The 14,724-nt window shown below is 60.1% G+C and carries 14 protein-coding genes; 1 reads left to right on the top strand and 13 read right to left on the bottom strand.

The features are described from left to right. Positions 1-52: 52 nt before the first annotated feature. The 9 genes from GGD50_RS11475 to GGD50_RS11435 form a co-directional block, all read right to left on the bottom strand. A complete protein-coding gene (locus GGD50_RS11475) occupies positions 53-802 on the bottom strand; it encodes an ABC transporter ATP-binding protein (protein WP_107109845.1) in 750 nt (249 codons plus the stop codon). Then, on the bottom strand, positions 799-1,632 hold the full coding sequence (locus GGD50_RS11470; protein WP_107109846.1) for an ABC transporter ATP-binding protein: 834 nt from the start codon (positions 1,630-1,632) through the stop codon (positions 799-801). Before GGD50_RS11470 ends, GGD50_RS11475 begins: the two co-directional genes overlap by 4 nt. Beyond that, positions 1,629-2,555, bottom strand: a complete 927-nt coding sequence (locus tag GGD50_RS11465) for an ABC transporter permease (protein ID WP_107109847.1) — start codon at positions 2,553-2,555, stop codon at positions 1,629-1,631. Before GGD50_RS11465 ends, GGD50_RS11470 begins: the two co-directional genes overlap by 4 nt. Then, the gene (locus GGD50_RS11460) at positions 2,552-3,619 is read right to left on the bottom strand and encodes an ABC transporter permease (protein WP_107109848.1); all 1,068 of its coding nucleotides are present in this window, start codon (positions 3,617-3,619) and stop codon (positions 2,552-2,554) included. The genes GGD50_RS11465 and GGD50_RS11460 overlap by 4 nt, the downstream gene beginning before the upstream one ends. A gap of 21 nt (positions 3,620-3,640) precedes the next feature. Beyond that, on the bottom strand, positions 3,641-5,281 hold the full coding sequence (locus tag GGD50_RS11455) for an ABC transporter substrate-binding protein (protein ID WP_107109849.1): 1,641 nt from the start codon (positions 5,279-5,281) through the stop codon (positions 3,641-3,643). Positions 5,282-5,319: 38 nt separating this feature from the next. After that, positions 5,320-6,387, bottom strand: coding sequence for a dipeptidase (locus tag GGD50_RS11450; protein WP_107109850.1), 1,068 nt, complete (start codon positions 6,385-6,387; stop codon positions 5,320-5,322). A 175-nt stretch (positions 6,388-6,562) separates the two neighbouring features. Next, positions 6,563-7,588: an ABC transporter permease gene (locus GGD50_RS11445; RefSeq protein ID WP_107109851.1), complete on the bottom strand. Its 1,026-nt coding sequence runs from the start codon at positions 7,586-7,588 to the stop codon at positions 6,563-6,565. Between the two features lie 33 nt (positions 7,589-7,621). Continuing rightward, on the bottom strand, positions 7,622-9,163 hold the full coding sequence (locus tag GGD50_RS11440; protein WP_107109852.1) for a sugar ABC transporter ATP-binding protein: 1,542 nt from the start codon (positions 9,161-9,163) through the stop codon (positions 7,622-7,624). Between the two features lie 75 nt (positions 9,164-9,238). Further along, positions 9,239-10,168 carry a sugar ABC transporter substrate-binding protein gene (locus GGD50_RS11435; protein ID WP_107109853.1) on the bottom strand — a complete coding sequence of 310 codons (930 nt, stop codon included), beginning with the start codon at positions 10,166-10,168 and terminating at the stop codon, positions 9,239-9,241. Positions 10,169-10,555: 387 nt separating this feature from the next. Between GGD50_RS11435 and GGD50_RS11430 the strand changes: the two genes are divergently transcribed. Then, positions 10,556-11,062: a DUF1993 domain-containing protein gene (locus tag GGD50_RS11430; RefSeq protein ID WP_107109854.1), complete on the top strand. Its 507-nt coding sequence runs from the start codon at positions 10,556-10,558 to the stop codon at positions 11,060-11,062. A 21-nt stretch (positions 11,063-11,083) separates the two neighbouring features. On the opposite strand, the gene GGD50_RS11425 is transcribed toward GGD50_RS11430, so the two are convergent. The 4 genes from GGD50_RS11425 to GGD50_RS11415 all read right to left on the bottom strand — a co-directional run bounded on the left by GGD50_RS11425 (position 11,084) and on the right by GGD50_RS11415 (position 14,609). Continuing rightward, positions 11,084-12,640 carry an alkaline phosphatase family protein gene (locus GGD50_RS11425; RefSeq protein ID WP_107109855.1) on the bottom strand — a complete coding sequence of 519 codons (1,557 nt, stop codon included), beginning with the start codon at positions 12,638-12,640 and terminating at the stop codon, positions 11,084-11,086. Further along, complete coding sequence (galE, locus tag GGD50_RS11420) at positions 12,618-13,601, bottom strand: UDP-glucose 4-epimerase GalE (RefSeq protein ID WP_028751579.1); 984 nt, start codon at positions 13,599-13,601, stop codon at positions 12,618-12,620. Before galE ends, GGD50_RS11425 begins: the two co-directional genes overlap by 23 nt. A 122-nt stretch (positions 13,602-13,723) precedes the next feature. Then, positions 13,724-13,912: a hypothetical protein gene (locus GGD50_RS32740; protein ID WP_107109856.1), complete on the bottom strand. Its 189-nt coding sequence runs from the start codon at positions 13,910-13,912 to the stop codon at positions 13,724-13,726. A 130-nt stretch (positions 13,913-14,042) separates the two neighbouring features. Then, positions 14,043-14,609, bottom strand: coding sequence for a cytochrome b (locus GGD50_RS11415; RefSeq protein WP_107109857.1), 567 nt, complete (start codon positions 14,607-14,609; stop codon positions 14,043-14,045). Positions 14,610-14,724: the final 115 nt, after the last annotated feature.

Here is a 14,724-nt window from a genome sequence, read left to right as displayed (position 1 = left end):
TTTAAGCGCTGCTTAACTAAAAGAGTGTTGAAGACACAACGAATACAGCTAGTTAGGCGCGGACAAAACCCTTGCTCGCAATCATCAGGTTGCGCGTGTAGTCCTGCTTGACATCGCCAGCCGCCAATTCTTTTGCGCTCAGACGCTCGACGACGGCGCCATTCTGCATCACCACCAGACGTTCGCACATATGCGTGACGACGCCGAGATCGTGGCTGACCATGACGAAAGTCAGGTGACGATCCCTGCGCACCTGCTCCAGCAGATTGAGCACTTCCGCCTGCACGGAAGCGTCCAGCGCCGAGGTCGGCTCGTCGAGCAACAGGATCGACGGCTCGACAATCAAGGCCCGGGCGATCGCCACGCGCTGACGCTGGCCGCCCGACAATTGGTGCGGATAGCGAAAACGGAAGCCCGACCCAAGGCCGACTTCGTCGAGCGCCCGGGTGATGCGCGTCTCGCTGTCGCCGATACCGTGGATCGCCAGCGGCTCCAGCAGCAGCCGGTCGATGGTCTGACGCGGGTGCAGCGAACCATAGGGGTCCTGAAACACCATCTGGACCTGGCGATAGAACGCCTTGGCGCGTTTCGCCCCCTTCAGCACCTCGCCATCGACGCGGATTGAGCCGCCGCTGACGGGCGCAAGACCGGCGACGGCGCGTAACAAGGTCGACTTGCCGGAACCGGACTCGCCGACAAGACCGAAGGATTCGCCCTTGTTCACATCGATACTGACCGCATCGAGGGCAGAATAACCGTCATAGACGACGCTGAGGCCGTCGACTGCAAGCGCTGCCGTCATGCCGCCCACTCCGGCTTGCGGTCGAGGACCGGCAGCGGATGGCGGTTCTCACCGATCACGGGCATGCAGTTCAACAGGCCGCGCGTATAGGGATGCTGCGCATTGTTGAGATCGGCAGCCTTCAGTTCCTCGACGATCTTGCCGGCATACATGACGATGACCCGATCACAGAAGGAAGATACCAGCCTCAAATCGTGCGACACGAAAATCAGCCCCATGCCACGTTCCGATACCAGCCTGTCCATGATCCTCAGCACATCGAGCTGCACGGTGACGTCGAGCGCCGAGGTCGGCTCGTCGGCGATCAGCAGTTCCGGCCCGGCGATCAGCATCATCGCGATCATCGCGCGCTGTCCCATGCCGCCGGACACCTCATGCGGATGCAGCTCGTAGACGCGTTTGGGATCGCGGATCTGCACGGCTTCCAGCATGGCCAGCGCACGGTCGCGCGCTTCCGCCTTGCTGACCTTCTCGTGCGTTCGCAGCGTCTCGGTGATCTGCTTGCCGATGGTCATCACCGGGTCGAGCGAATATTTCGGGTCCTGCAGCACCATGGCGATGCGCTTGCCGCGCAGAGACCGGCGCTCCCTGGCCGAGACCGACAGCAGGTCTATGCCGCTGAAGTTCAGCTTGTCCGCCGTGACGATGCCATGTGACGGCGTCAGCCCCATGATGGCGCGGCCGGTCTGCGATTTGCCCGAACCGCTCTCGCCGACGATGCCGAGCCGCTCGCGGCCGAGCGTGAAGGATACGCCGCGCACGGCCTCGATCACGCCGGTGCGGGTAGGATAACGAACCCTGAGGTTCTCGACCGTCAACAATGCCGTCATTGGCCGCTCTCCTTCGGATCGAGCGCATCGCGCAGGCCGTCACCGAGCAGGTTGAAGCCCAGGCTGACGATCAGGATGGCGATACCTGGCATCGCCGCGACCCACCATTGATCGAGATAATATTTGAACCCGGTGGCGATCATCGCGCCCCATTCTGGCAGGGGCGGCTGTGCGCCGAGGCCAAGGAAACCGAGGCCCGCTGCGGTCAGAATGACACCGGCCATATCGAGTGTCACGCGCACGATCACCGAGGAAATGCAAAGCGGCATGATATGGCGAAAAACGATACGCATCGGCGAGGCGCCCATGAGCTGCACGGCGGCGATGTAATCGGAGCGCCGCACTGTCATCGTCTCGGCCCGCGCCAGGCGCGCATAGGGTGGCCAGGAGGTGATGGCGATAGCGATGATGGCATTCTCGATGCCGGGGCCGAGCGCGCCTGCAAAAGCGAGCGCCAGCACCAGTTTCGGAAAGGCGAGGAAAATATCGGTGATGCGCATCAGCACGGTATCGATCCAGCCACCTGCATAGCCAGCTATCATACCGATAAACAGCCCCAACGGCGCCGAAATGATCGCGACGAGCACAACGATATAGAGGGTCCATCGCGACCCATAGATCAAACGGGACAGGATATCGCGCCCGAGATTGTCGGTGCCGAGAAGATAGCCACCAGTGCCGGGCGGTTTCAGATAGGCGTTGGTCAGATCGCCGATCGTTGGCGGATAGGGGGCGATGACATCGGCAAGGGCCGCCACGAGAACGAGGGCGACAATAATCAGCAATCCGAGAACGGCCAGCCGATTGGCGGAAAATTGCCGCCAGGTGACATAGGCGCGCCCGAGGCTCGCCTGCCGGCGCGACTGCGGCCGATCCGACAGCAGCCAGTCACGCCAGGAAAGTTGCGTGGTCCCAGCCGTCATTTACGTCGCGTCCTTGGATCGAGAGTGCGGTAGAGCAAGTCGGAGAGCAGGTTGATCCCGATGAAGACCGTACCGACGATGACCGTGCCGCCGAGCACGGCGTTCATGTCGGCATTTTGCAGCGAACTGGTGATATAGAAACCGATGCCCGGCCAGGAAAAGACGATCTCGGTCAGCACAGAGCCTTCCAGCAATCCGGCATAGGAGAGCGCAATCACCGTGATCAGCGGCACGACGGCACTGCGCAGCGCATGGCCCCAGATCACCCGCGTCTCCGAAAGCCCTTTGGCGCGGGCAGCGACGATATATTCCTGACCCAGCTCGTTCAGCATGAAACTGCGTGTCATCCGGCTGATATAGGCCAGCGAGAAATAGCCGAGCAGCGAGGCCGGCAGAATAATGTGACGGAAGGCATCCCAGAACACATCCCATTGCCCCTGCATGGCACTGTCGAGCAGATAGAAACCAGTGATCGGCGTGAACGTATATTCGAAGGCGATGTCGATGCGGCCAGGATAGGCCACCCAACCCAGCTTGGCGTAGAAGATGACGAGCGACACCATCGCCAGCCAGAACACCGGCACCGAATAGCCGACAAGTCCGATGACACGGACGATCTGGTCGACGAAGCTGTTGCGGCGCACGGCGGCTAGCACACCAAAGGGAACGCCGAAAACCGCGCCGATGATCGTGCCGACGGTCGCAAGCTCCATCGTCGCCGGAAAGACACGCCGGATATCGTCCATCACCGGATTGGTCGTCAGCACGGAGGTACCGAAATCGCCGGTCAGGGCACTCAGCAGATAATAGTAGAACTGCAGATAGAGCGGCTGATCGAGATGCATTTGGCGGCGCAGCCGCTCCAGCACCTGCGCAGGCGCATGGTCGCCGGCAATCGCCAGCGCCGGATCGATCGGGATAACGCGCCCGATGAAAAACGTGACGGCGAGAAGGCCGAGATAGGTCGTGACCGCCACGACGAGGAAGCGCAAAACACCCATCGCAATGGGCGCGGCACGGCCCTTTTTGGGCCGCACCTCCATTTTCCGTTCGACTGTGCTCAAAGAACTAGTCCTATCGGACCATTACTTCGACACTGGCCAGACGAAGTTGGTGTCGAAGCTCGGGCCGAGCTTGAAGTCCTTCACATCCTTGCGATAGCCGGCGACTTCCGTCTGCTGGAACAGGAAGACGAACGGGCTGGCATCCAGGTACTTCTTCTGGATATCTTGATACATGGCGCCGCGCTTGGTGGCGTCGACCTCGAACAGGGCAGCCTTTGTTTCCTTGTCGAGCTCCGGCGTCGTCCAGTCGTTGCGCCAGGCGAGCGTCTTGTTGGTGCCTGCGTCGGAGTTGTCAGGATTGTTCGTGAACGTATCGGCGTTGGAATGGGGGTCCCAATAGTCGTTGCCCCAGTTGCCGAAATAGATGTCGTGGTTACGGGCGCGATACTTGGTGAGCTTCTGCTTGCCGTCGCCGGGAATGATCTCGACCTTGATCCCGGCCTGGCCGAGCGTCTGCTGGATCGAGGTGGCGACACCCGTATCCGGCTCGATGCTGCGCACGTCCATCGTCACGGAGAAGCCATTGGGCAGACCGGCCTTGGCGAGCAGTTCCTTGGCCTTGGCGACATCGAGCTTGAACGGATTTTCATCCAGAGAGCCAAGCATGCCCTTCGGCTCGAAGGTCTGATGGATTTCGCCGATGCCCTTGATCAGCGTCTTGCTGATGGCGTCGTAATCGACCAGGTACTTGAACGCCTGCTGCACTTCCGGCTTGGCAAGGTTCGGGTTCTTCTGGTTGAGGCTGACGTAGTAGATCGTGCCCTTCGGCGCATTGGTGGAGGTAAGTTCAGCGTTCTTCTCGACGGCCGCGAGGTCCGTCGGCGACAGGTTGCGGGCAACGTCGATGTCACCATTCTCCAGCGCCAGGCGCTGTGCGGAGCTTTCCTTCATGAAGCGGTAGATGACGCGCGCAAGCTTCGGCTTTTCGCCGTAATAATTGTCGTTGCGCTCCAGAACGACGGCCTCGTTGGCGCGCCATTCGCGCAGCTTGAACGGACCGGAGCCGGCAAAGCCGGTCTTCAGCCAGCCATTGCCGAAGTCGTTGTCATACTTGTAATCGGCCGACGGTGTCACCGGCTTGACGTGCTGCGTCACCAGCTTCTTGTCGACCACTTCCGCAACGGTCGCCGTCAGGCAGTTCAGCACGAAGCTCGGCGCGTAGGGCTTGTCGACGGTGAAGGTGAAGGTGCTCGGATCGGTCGCTTTCGCCTTTTCCGTGACATTGGCGCCGGTCAGGCCGAACTGAGTGAGGATGAAGGCCGGGCTCTTGTCGAGCTTGACGACGCGCTCAAAAGACCAGGCGACGTCATCGGCGGTGATCGGATTGCCCGAAGCAAACTTCAAGCCGGGCTTCAGCTTGAACGTATAGGTCAGGTGATCGTCGGAAACCGACCAGCTCTCGGCAATATCGCCCTGGATCTTGGAGGTGTCGTTGATATCTAGGCGAACGAGCAGGCTGTAGGTGTTGCCGGTGACTTCGGCAGCGGAGAGTTCGTAGGCTTCGGCCGGGTCCATGCTGAGAATGTCGTCGAAGGCGAAGCCTTCGACCAGCGTGTCCTTCGGCGTCGTGGCGAAGGCGCTCGGCACGGCCATCGTCAAAAGCGAGAGAGCCGCACCGGCCGAAAGGATGCGGAAGCTGCGGTTCATCTTGGTCATCATCATTGTTTTCGTTCCCTTATTTTAGCTTTTGTTACTACGAATCACATACGCGGTCTGCTGCTCTCTCCCCAAGCAGAGGCCAGGATACGAAGCCAGTTCTCCCTGCACAGCTTCACAAGATCGGCTTCACCATAGCCAACGTTCCTGAGCGCAGCAATCAGCTTTTGATTGCCTGCAGCATCGCTGATTTCATGCGGAATCGTCGCCCCGTCGAAGTCCGATCCGAGGCCGACGCAATCGATGCCAACGCGGCTGACGAGGTGGTCGACATGGCGAACCATCACCTCGATCGGCGTGTTGGCATCCGAGCGGCCATCCTCACGCAGCATGGCCGTCGCATAGTTCAGGCCGACGATGCCGCGGCTCTCCCGGATAGCGTCGAGTTGCCTGTCGGTGAGATTGCGAGCGACGGGGGTCAGCGCATGTGCATTGGAATGGCTGGCAACCAGCGGCTGATCCGATGTCTTCGCCACATCCCAGAAGCCCTTTTCGGTGATATGGGCGAGGTCGATGACGATGCCGAGGCGGTTGCATTCGCGCACTAGCGCAAAACCTGCATCCGTCAGGCCCGGCCCTGTATCCGGTGAACTCGGATAGGCGAAGGGTACGCCATGGGCAAAGACGTTGTTGCGGCTCCAGACGGGACCGAGCGAACGCAGGCCGGCCGCGTAGAAGGTTTCAAGCGCGACGAGATCCGCGTCGATCGCCTCGCAGCCTTCCATATGCATCACCGCAGCGAAGATGCCCTTTTCCATGCAATCGCGGATTTCCGCGGTCGAGCGGCAAAGCTTCCAGACACCGGCGCGATCGAGCTTGAGGGCGATCGCTGCCATTTCGAGCGCGATATCGAGCGACGGCGCACGCTCCAGCGGCGGCGAGAGCGGCGTGGCATAGTGGCCGTTGCGGTCGGGATCGGCGAAGACCAGATTTCCGGAGGGGATGTAGATGGCGCAGAGGCCACCGGCCAGCCCACCAGCCTTGGCGCGACGCGCATCGATGTGGCCGGTCGATGCCCCATCCCTGAATTCCGCGACCGGATCGGTTCCGTCGCGGGCATGATTCCAGAGTCTTAAGAGAACGTCGTTATGGCCATCGAATACGGATTGCATTGTCTATCCTGGATAGTGTGCTCGAAGGAGCAGCGGGAAGCGGCCAGAATAGAAAAGATGGCAGGATTCGCCATAGCTAAATGAAAAAAATCTGCATTAGCATAGAATGACGCCGCAAACGAAAAAGGCGGGGGCAAAACCCCCGCCTCGAGATATCAGATGAAACGCGGCCGTTTCAGTGTTTGGCCCGCTTCTTCTGGCGGTAGACGTCGATTGCGACAGCGGCAACGATGATGACGCCCTTGGCAATCTCCTGGTAGTAGGCATCGACGTTCAGGAAGGTGAAGCCCGAGATCATCACACCGAGAATGACGGTACCGATGATCGTGCCGGTGATACGGCCAACACCGCCCGTGAGCGAGGTGCCGCCGATAACGGCAGCGGCGATCGCATCCAATTCATATGTCACACCCATGCCGGCCTGCGCAGTCTGGACGCGGGCGGCGGTGATGATGCCGGCGAGACCGGCGAGCAGACCGGCAATCGCGTAGACCTTCACCAGATGCGCCTCGACATTGATACCCGAGACGCGTGCCGCTTGCACATTGGCGCCGATCGCATAGGTGAACTTGCCGTAGCGCGTGTAGCGCAGCACGATATGGAACACCAACGCGACGAGCAGGAAGACGACGACGGGCCAGATGCCGGTGCCGATGAAATTGAACTGATCGGTGAGGCCGGAGACCGGCTGCCCCTTCGTGTACAATTTCGACAGGCCGCGGGCCGAAACCATCATGCCGAGCGTCGCGATGAATGGCGGAATCTTGGTTTTCGTGATGAGCTGGCCGTTGACGTAACCGGCGGCCAGACCGATCAGCAGGCCGACGCCGATCGGAATGAAAAACGGCAAATCGGTCAGAGATGGATAAAGCGCCCGCGCCCAGGTCGAGGACTGTGCGAAGCTCGCCGCCACCATGGCCGTCAACCCGACGACGGAGCCCGATGACAGATCGATACCGCCGGTGATGATGACCTGCGTCACCCCGACCGAGATGATGCCGATGACGGAAACCTGCAGGATCATGATCTTCAGGCGCTGCACATTGAGCAGGAAGCTCTGGCCGACGAAAATCCAGCCGAGGATTTCGCAGACGAGCGCAATGCCGATCAGCACGAGGAAGATCCCGAGTTCCGGCGGCACGCGGCGGCGCCTGGGGCGCGTCACTGACGGTGCGGTCGCCTCTGCAACTTTGCTAACCATGGTTCAATCCTCCCTTTGCGACGGCCGGGCCGATCATTGCGCCGCCAGCTCCATCACCTTGACTTGGGTTGCTTCCGCGCGATCGAGAAAACCGGTCACCCGTCCCTCATGCATCACCATGATGCGGTCGCTCATACCGAGCACTTCCGGCATCTCCGATGAGATCATGATGATGGCGACGCCATTGCGCGCCATTTCCGTGACCAGACGGTGTATTTCCGCCTTGGCGCCGACATCGATGCCGCGGGTCGGTTCATCCAGGATCAGAATACGCGGATTGGTGAGCAGCCAACGGCCGATCAGCACCTTCTGCTGATTGCCGCCGGATAGATTTTCGACCCGCTCATCGAGATTCGGCGTCTTGACGCGCAGCTTGCGCGCCATGTCTTCGCAGGTCTCCTCGATCGCGCCCTCCTGCACGAAACCGGCCCGCACGAACTTGTCGTGCAGCACGGCGACCTGCATGTTCTCGAGCACGCTGAGGATCAGCAGACAGCCGGTATCCTTCCGGTCTTCCGTCAGGAACGCCATGCCGTGCCGGATGGCCATCGCCGGCGAGGAGATATCGACCTTCTTGCCGAAAAGCTCGATCGTCCCGGACGAGGCCGGCGTCACGCCGAAGATCGTCTCGGCGACATTCGACCGGCCGGAGCCGACGAGACCCGCGACCCCCAGGATTTCACCGGCCTTCACATCGAAGGAAACATCGGAGAAGACGCCGTTCAGAGTGAGCCCCTTGACGGAAAGGACCGTATCACCGATCGGCACTTCCTCTTTCGGGAACATCTGGGTGATCTCGCGGCCGACCATCATGCGGATGATGTCGTCGCGGGTGACATCGGTGGACAAATGCGTGCCGATGTATTTTCCGTCGCGGAACACCGAAAATTCATCGGCGATCTCGAACAGCTCGTTCATCTTGTGGGTAATGTAGACGATGCCGATGCCCTGGGCACGCAGATCGCGGATGATCTCGAAGAGATGCGCCACCTCGCGTTCTGTCAGCGCCGAAGTCGGCTCGTCCATGATCAGTACGTCGGAATTGTAGGATACCGCCTTGGCGATTTCGACCATCTGGCGGTTGGCGACCGAAAGATCGCGCACCTGAATTTCAGGATCGATGGTGATGTTCAGCCGACGAAAGAGCTCTTCAGTCTTCCTGTTCATCTCGGCATGATCCACGAAGCCCAAGCGGTTCTTCGGCTCGCGGCGGATCCAGATATTCTCGGCGACCGTCATGAATGGCATCAGGTTGAGTTCCTGATGGATCATCGCGATGCCGTTCTCCAGCGCATCCAGCGGCGATTTCAGGCGGATCTCGACGCCCTTCAGGCGCACTTCGCCCTGATCCGGTATATAAATGCCGGCCAAAATTTTCATCAGCGTCGACTTGCCGGCGCCGTTTTCGCCCATCAGCGCATGCACGGTGCCGCGCTTCAGACGGAAGGAAACATCATCGAGGGCCAGCACGCCCGGAAATTCCTTGCGAATGCCTTCGGCACTCAGCAGATAGGCGGCATTGGGGACCGCGCCGCTGGCGCGCACCGCAGCCATGGTGGATGGGCTCACAACCATCTTTTCCCTCCCGGGAGCTGTCGGAATTTGGGGATGCGGGCTGTTGCGCCCGCATCCGTCGCTAACAGCGCTCTGTTAGTTCTTCTTGACGAAGTCCTTGACGTTCTGGGGCGTCACGAGCTGGAAGGGAATATAGACCTTCTTGTCGACCTTATCACCCTTGGCAAGCTTCAGCGCGGCATCGACCGCACCCTTGCCCTGACCGGCTGCGTCCTGGAAAACGGTGACATCGAGGTCACCGGCCTGCATGGCTGCCAAGGCGTCCTGCGTCGCGTCGACACCGCCGATGACTACCTTATCCATCGACTTTCCGGCTGCCTTCAGCGCCTGAATGGCACCGATCGCCATTTCGTCATTGTTGGAAATGACGGCATCGAATTCCAAACCGCTGGAGAGCCAGTTGGTCATCAGGTCGGAGCCCTGGGTACGCTGCCAGTTGGCGGTCTGTTCCTGAACGATCTGGATGCCCTTGCATTCGTCGGTGGCGAGAACGTCATGCACGTCCTTGGTACGCATGCGGGCTGCCTGGTTCGACAGTTCGCCCATCATGACGACGGCCTTGCCCTTGCCCTTCAGCAGGCGGCAAACTTCCTTGGCTTCCAGCGTGCCGGATTCCTGCTCGTTGGAAGCGACGAAAGCCTGTTTATCCGGCAGGCTGTCGACGTTTGCCGGTTCGCGGTTGACGTAGATCAGCGGAATTTTCGCATCAGCGGCCAGTTTCGAAATGGCAGCCGTGGCGTCCGTATCAACTGGGTTGACGATGATGGCGTCAACGTGGCTGGCGATGAAGTTCTGGATCTGGCTCTGCTGCTTGGCGACGTCGTTCTGAGCGTCTTCGACCTGTAGCGACACGCCCTTCATGGTCTTGGCATAATCCTGCATGCCGTTGCGCAGAACGGTCAGGAAGTTGTCGTCGAACAGCGCCATCGAGACACCGATGGTCTGGGCATGGGCCGCAGTCGACAGCATAAGGGCCATCGCGGAGCCCAGGATGAGTTTTCTCATGATTTTTTCCTCCAACTACGGTGTCCGGCTACACCCCTCCTTAACGCCGGAGCCCCCGGTCTCCACCGTAGGGCCAGCAATCCGAGCTGCCATCTCCCATAACGGCAACCCAAAAACGGAACAAACAAACCGTAAAATTCCATCTGCGGAATATTTATTCCATTTTTCGACAAAAACGTCAACACTATTTTGTAGTCGCAATGACGGAACTGGCGATCGAAGCGCAGCCGGTAATTTTCGGCCGAAAAAGGCTGTAAAAGGCGGTGATCAAGCCTACATGTGAGCGGCCAATCCGATGGAACAGACATTCCATCGACATTTGAATGGCGTAAAATTCCGTCGATATCGGGCCGAGACCACCTCATCGGCCGACCATGGAGAACCAGCATGCCCTCGATGTACCGCTTCTCAGTCCCCATCTTTCAACGCGGCCTCGCAAAACTTTCGACCTATCTCGACAAGATCGAGGCCTATGCGGCCGAAAACGACACCGATCCGAACGACCTTGTCGGCGCACGCCTCATTGACGACATGCTGCCGCTCTCCGGCCAGTTTCAGCGCGCCACCGACAGCGCCAAACTCGCGATCGCCCGCCTGACCGGCATCGACGCACCGCGCTTCGAGGACAACGAGACCACCGTTGCCGAGCTGCGCGAACGCCTAAAGAAGACTGAGGATTTCCTGGCGACGGTGACGCCGGAGACGATGGAAGGCAGCGAAAACCGGGAGGTGATCGTTACGCCCGGCGGCAACAAGATCGTGTTCAGCGGCGAAAGCTATCTCGCAACCTTCGCGCTGCCGAACTTCTTCTTCCACGTTACCACGGTGCACGACATTCTGCGCAGCCGCGGGCTGCCGGTCGGCAAGATGACCTATCTCGGCTCGTTTTCCTGATAGCCTGCTATGTAAATCTGATCAGGGCCGGCGAGAGACCGGCCCTGTTTCCGTCAGTTCGGTATAGGCGAGCGTCTGATCGAGATGCCGCGCCCTGAGCGACAGCAGCTTTTCGGCATAGGCAAGCCGGGTCGCCGCATAATTCGGGTCGTCCGCGAGATTGATAAGTTCCATCGGATCCTTCGCCAAATCGAATAGCAAGGGCGGCAGTCCGGCGAAATGGACGTATTTGAAGCGCTCGCCTCGGATGACAGCGAGATTGCAGGCATTCGACCTGAGCCCAAAATGCCGTTCTGCGTCGCCCCTGGCGATATCGCGGAAATCGAACTCCCAGAAGGCCGCATCGCGCCAGTCCTCCGGCTCCGCACCCTCGATAAAGGGCAGAAGCGTCTCGCCGTCGAGGTGATTGTCGGGCAGGAGGCCCAGGCGATCGCAGAGGGTCGGAAAAATATCGGCGGCGCTGGTGAAGTGGTCTACCTGCTGGCCCATACCGCCAGGCTGTCCCGGATCGCGGATGACCAGCGGGATGTGATAGCTGCCATCGAAAAAGCCGCCCTTGCCGAGCATCCAGTGATCGCCCATCATTTCCGCGTGGTCCGATGTGAACACGATCAGCGTATCGTCCCAGGCATCCGCATCTCTCAGCGCCTGCCAGATCCGCCCGAGCTGCGTGTCCACTTCGGCGATCATGCCGTAATAGATGGCGCGGATCGCCGACAGATCTTCAGCCGTCCAGTCGCTTGCAGGCCCCTCACCGCCATGGATGAAGCCGCCCTTGCCGATCAGTGGCATGGCGTAGGCGAGAAAGGGATGCGCCGTCTGCTCCGTCTGGCGGTCCGCTGCGCGCGCAAAAGCCGGTCCGTCGCTTGCGGCAAACATGCGGTTATAGGGTTCCGGCACCGAAAACGGCGGATGCGGCCTGAGAAAGGAGACATGCGCGAACCAGGGCTCGTCCTGTTCGCCGAGCCAGCGAATGAACTCCCCGGCAAGAAAAGCCGTCTGCGTCTCATCCTTGGAATAGGCAGGCGCCGCATTGGAGATTTCACCGGGCTTGGCACCGACGGGAATATGAATATTGCGGCTCGTCGCACCCACATGGCCGTGCGAGCGCAGCCATGAGAGCCATTGCTTTTCATGCTCCGGCAGAAGCTGACGCGCGCTGAAGCCCGGAAGCACGCCCTCATAGGTCGTCAGATACGGATCATTCGGGTCCATGCCGCGCGGATCCGGCGCCGTATCGGTATAGCCGAACAAGGTCGGATCGTAGCCGGCGCGGCGGGAGGCGGCCGCCAGATTGTCGAAGCGGGCATCCAGCGGCGAACCATTGCGGCAGACGCGATGGTTCATTTGATAGAGACCGGTATAAAGCGTCGCCCGCGCCGGCGAGCAGGGCGCTGCTCCGGCGAAATGCCGGCGGAACAACACGCCGTCCCGCGCCAGAGCATCGACATTGGGCGTCTTGACGCAAGAATGACCGACGGCGGAGAGACAATCGCCCCGCCATTGATCGGCCGATATCAGCAGCACGTTCGGGCGTTTGCCCGAAGCGCGCCGCTCAATGCTGGTTGGATTTGGCATGCCAATTCCAGGCGGATTCGATAATGCGCGACAGGTCATATTTCGGCGACCAGCCGAGAACGTCGCGGGCCTTATCGTTATTGGCAACCAGCGTGGTCGAATCGCCCTCGCGGCGGCCAACATATTCGACGGGGAAAGGCCGGTTCGACACCGTCTCGATCGTCGACAGCAATTCCTTGACCGTCGTGCCCGTACCCGTACCGAGATTGAGCGCCACCGATTCACCGCCCCGCAGCAGATATTCCACCGCCCGGACATGTGCATCCGCAAGATCGAGGACGTGGATATAGTCGCGCACGCAGGTGCCGTCGCGTGTGTCATAGTCGCTGCCGAACACCTTGAAGCCCTGACGACGGCCAAGCGCCGCATCGATCGCCAACGGGATGGCGTGGGTTTCCGGCGTATGCCATTCACCGATGCGCCCTTCGAAATCGGCGCCGGCCGCATTGAAATAGCGCAGCACCACGGAGCGCAGCCCCTTGTATTGGTCATAATCGGCAAGCGCCTGCTCGACGATATATTTGGTGCGGCCATAGGGATTGATCGGCACCTGCCGGTGGCTTTCGTCGAGCGGCACGCTCTGCGGCAGGCCATAGGTCGCGCAGGTGGAGGAAAACACGAAAGCGCCGATGCCGGCCGCCTGCGCCGCCGATAGCAGCGTCAGCGTGCCGATGACGTTGTTCTCATAGAAGGAGACAGGGTCCTTGACCGACTCGCCGACTTCGATCAGCGCCGCAAAATGCAGGATAGCGGCCGGCTTGTATTTCGCCAGGACTTCATCGAGCCGCGCCCGGTCGCGAATATCACCCTCTTCCGCCGGACCCCATTTGACGAATTCGCGGTGACCGTTGGAAAAATTGTCGTAGACGACGGGCTGAAACCCCTTGTTCGCCAGATCCAGACATGTATGCGAGCCGATATAACCGGCTCCCCCGACCACCAGAACCGTTTCTCCTGCCATGACCATCCCTTCTCAAAGACTGACTGCTCAAGCACGCAACATCGTGCTCGAATCCCCGCGTAGAGTTAGAGACCTGTAGATCAGTTGCAAGACCAGAAAAAGACTGGAGCTTTGAAGCCGCTCTAATGGCTATGCTCGCTTTCCAGCGCGGAGATCTCGTCGGAAACCTCCCGGATCCTGTCCCTCAGCTCCACCTCGGTGCCGTCGTCGACCTCTCCCTCGCCAAAACAATAGCGTGCTATATGCAGCTCGAGCCTGGATTCGAGCTCCGCGCGCCTGGCGTATAAATGGGCAAGATATGTGTTACGCATTGCGAACCACGCATTCCGAGAAATATGTCTCTGAATACTAAAATAGGTTCGCAGCGAAGGGTTTCGATAGGGGACGCCGCGACCTTTTGGCCTGCCGCGGCGATTTGAGGGTGAACCAGTCCGGCAGCGCCTATCCGCGCGCAGGGATCATCCGGACAAGCACGCGGTCGCGAAGCACATAATGATGCATGAGGGCCGCTGCGGCATGAGTTCCCGCGATGGCGATGATTGCCCAGGCGGTGTAGTCGTGCAATTCACTCATCAGATGCCGTGTCGGCTGATCAAGAACGAGCAAAGGCGGCACCGAGAACAGGCCGAAGAAGCTCGGTCCGTTGCCGGAGACCCAGATCATCAGGAAGCCATAGGACACCTGCGAAATCATCAGCGCGTAGAGAGCGAGATGCGTAAGCGTCGCCACCACATGCTGAAGCCCGGAGACGGCTGGCGCTGTGCGCTGGCGGGTCGCGACGCGCCAGACAATGCGCAGGATGAGGACAGCCGCTAGCAGAACGCCGAGCGAGATATGCACGAAGATCAGGTCTCCACGAAGAGGCGTTCCACGGGCAACGAAGCCTCGGGCCTCGGCCAATGCGAACAAGGTCAGAACCAGAAATGCCGTCAGCCAGTGGAGTGCGATGGTGAAATGGTCATAGCGGGCCGCCCGCTTGTCCGCGGCGGCGATATTGAAATTACTCATGATTTGCGATCTCCTTGGGAGGGAACGAGCAGAAAACACGCAAGACTTCCGTTTTATTCGTTCACCTCGAAAAGATGGCCGGCGTGCGGCGACGCCCCGCGGATGCGTCTATTGC

It is taken from the genome of Martinezella paranaensis (assembly GCF_014200235.1).
Lineage (GTDB): Bacteria > Pseudomonadota > Alphaproteobacteria > Rhizobiales > Rhizobiaceae > Rhizobium > Rhizobium paranaense.
The sequence above is the reverse complement of the archived record's forward strand: the minus strand, read 5'-3'. Positions and strand labels throughout refer to the sequence as shown.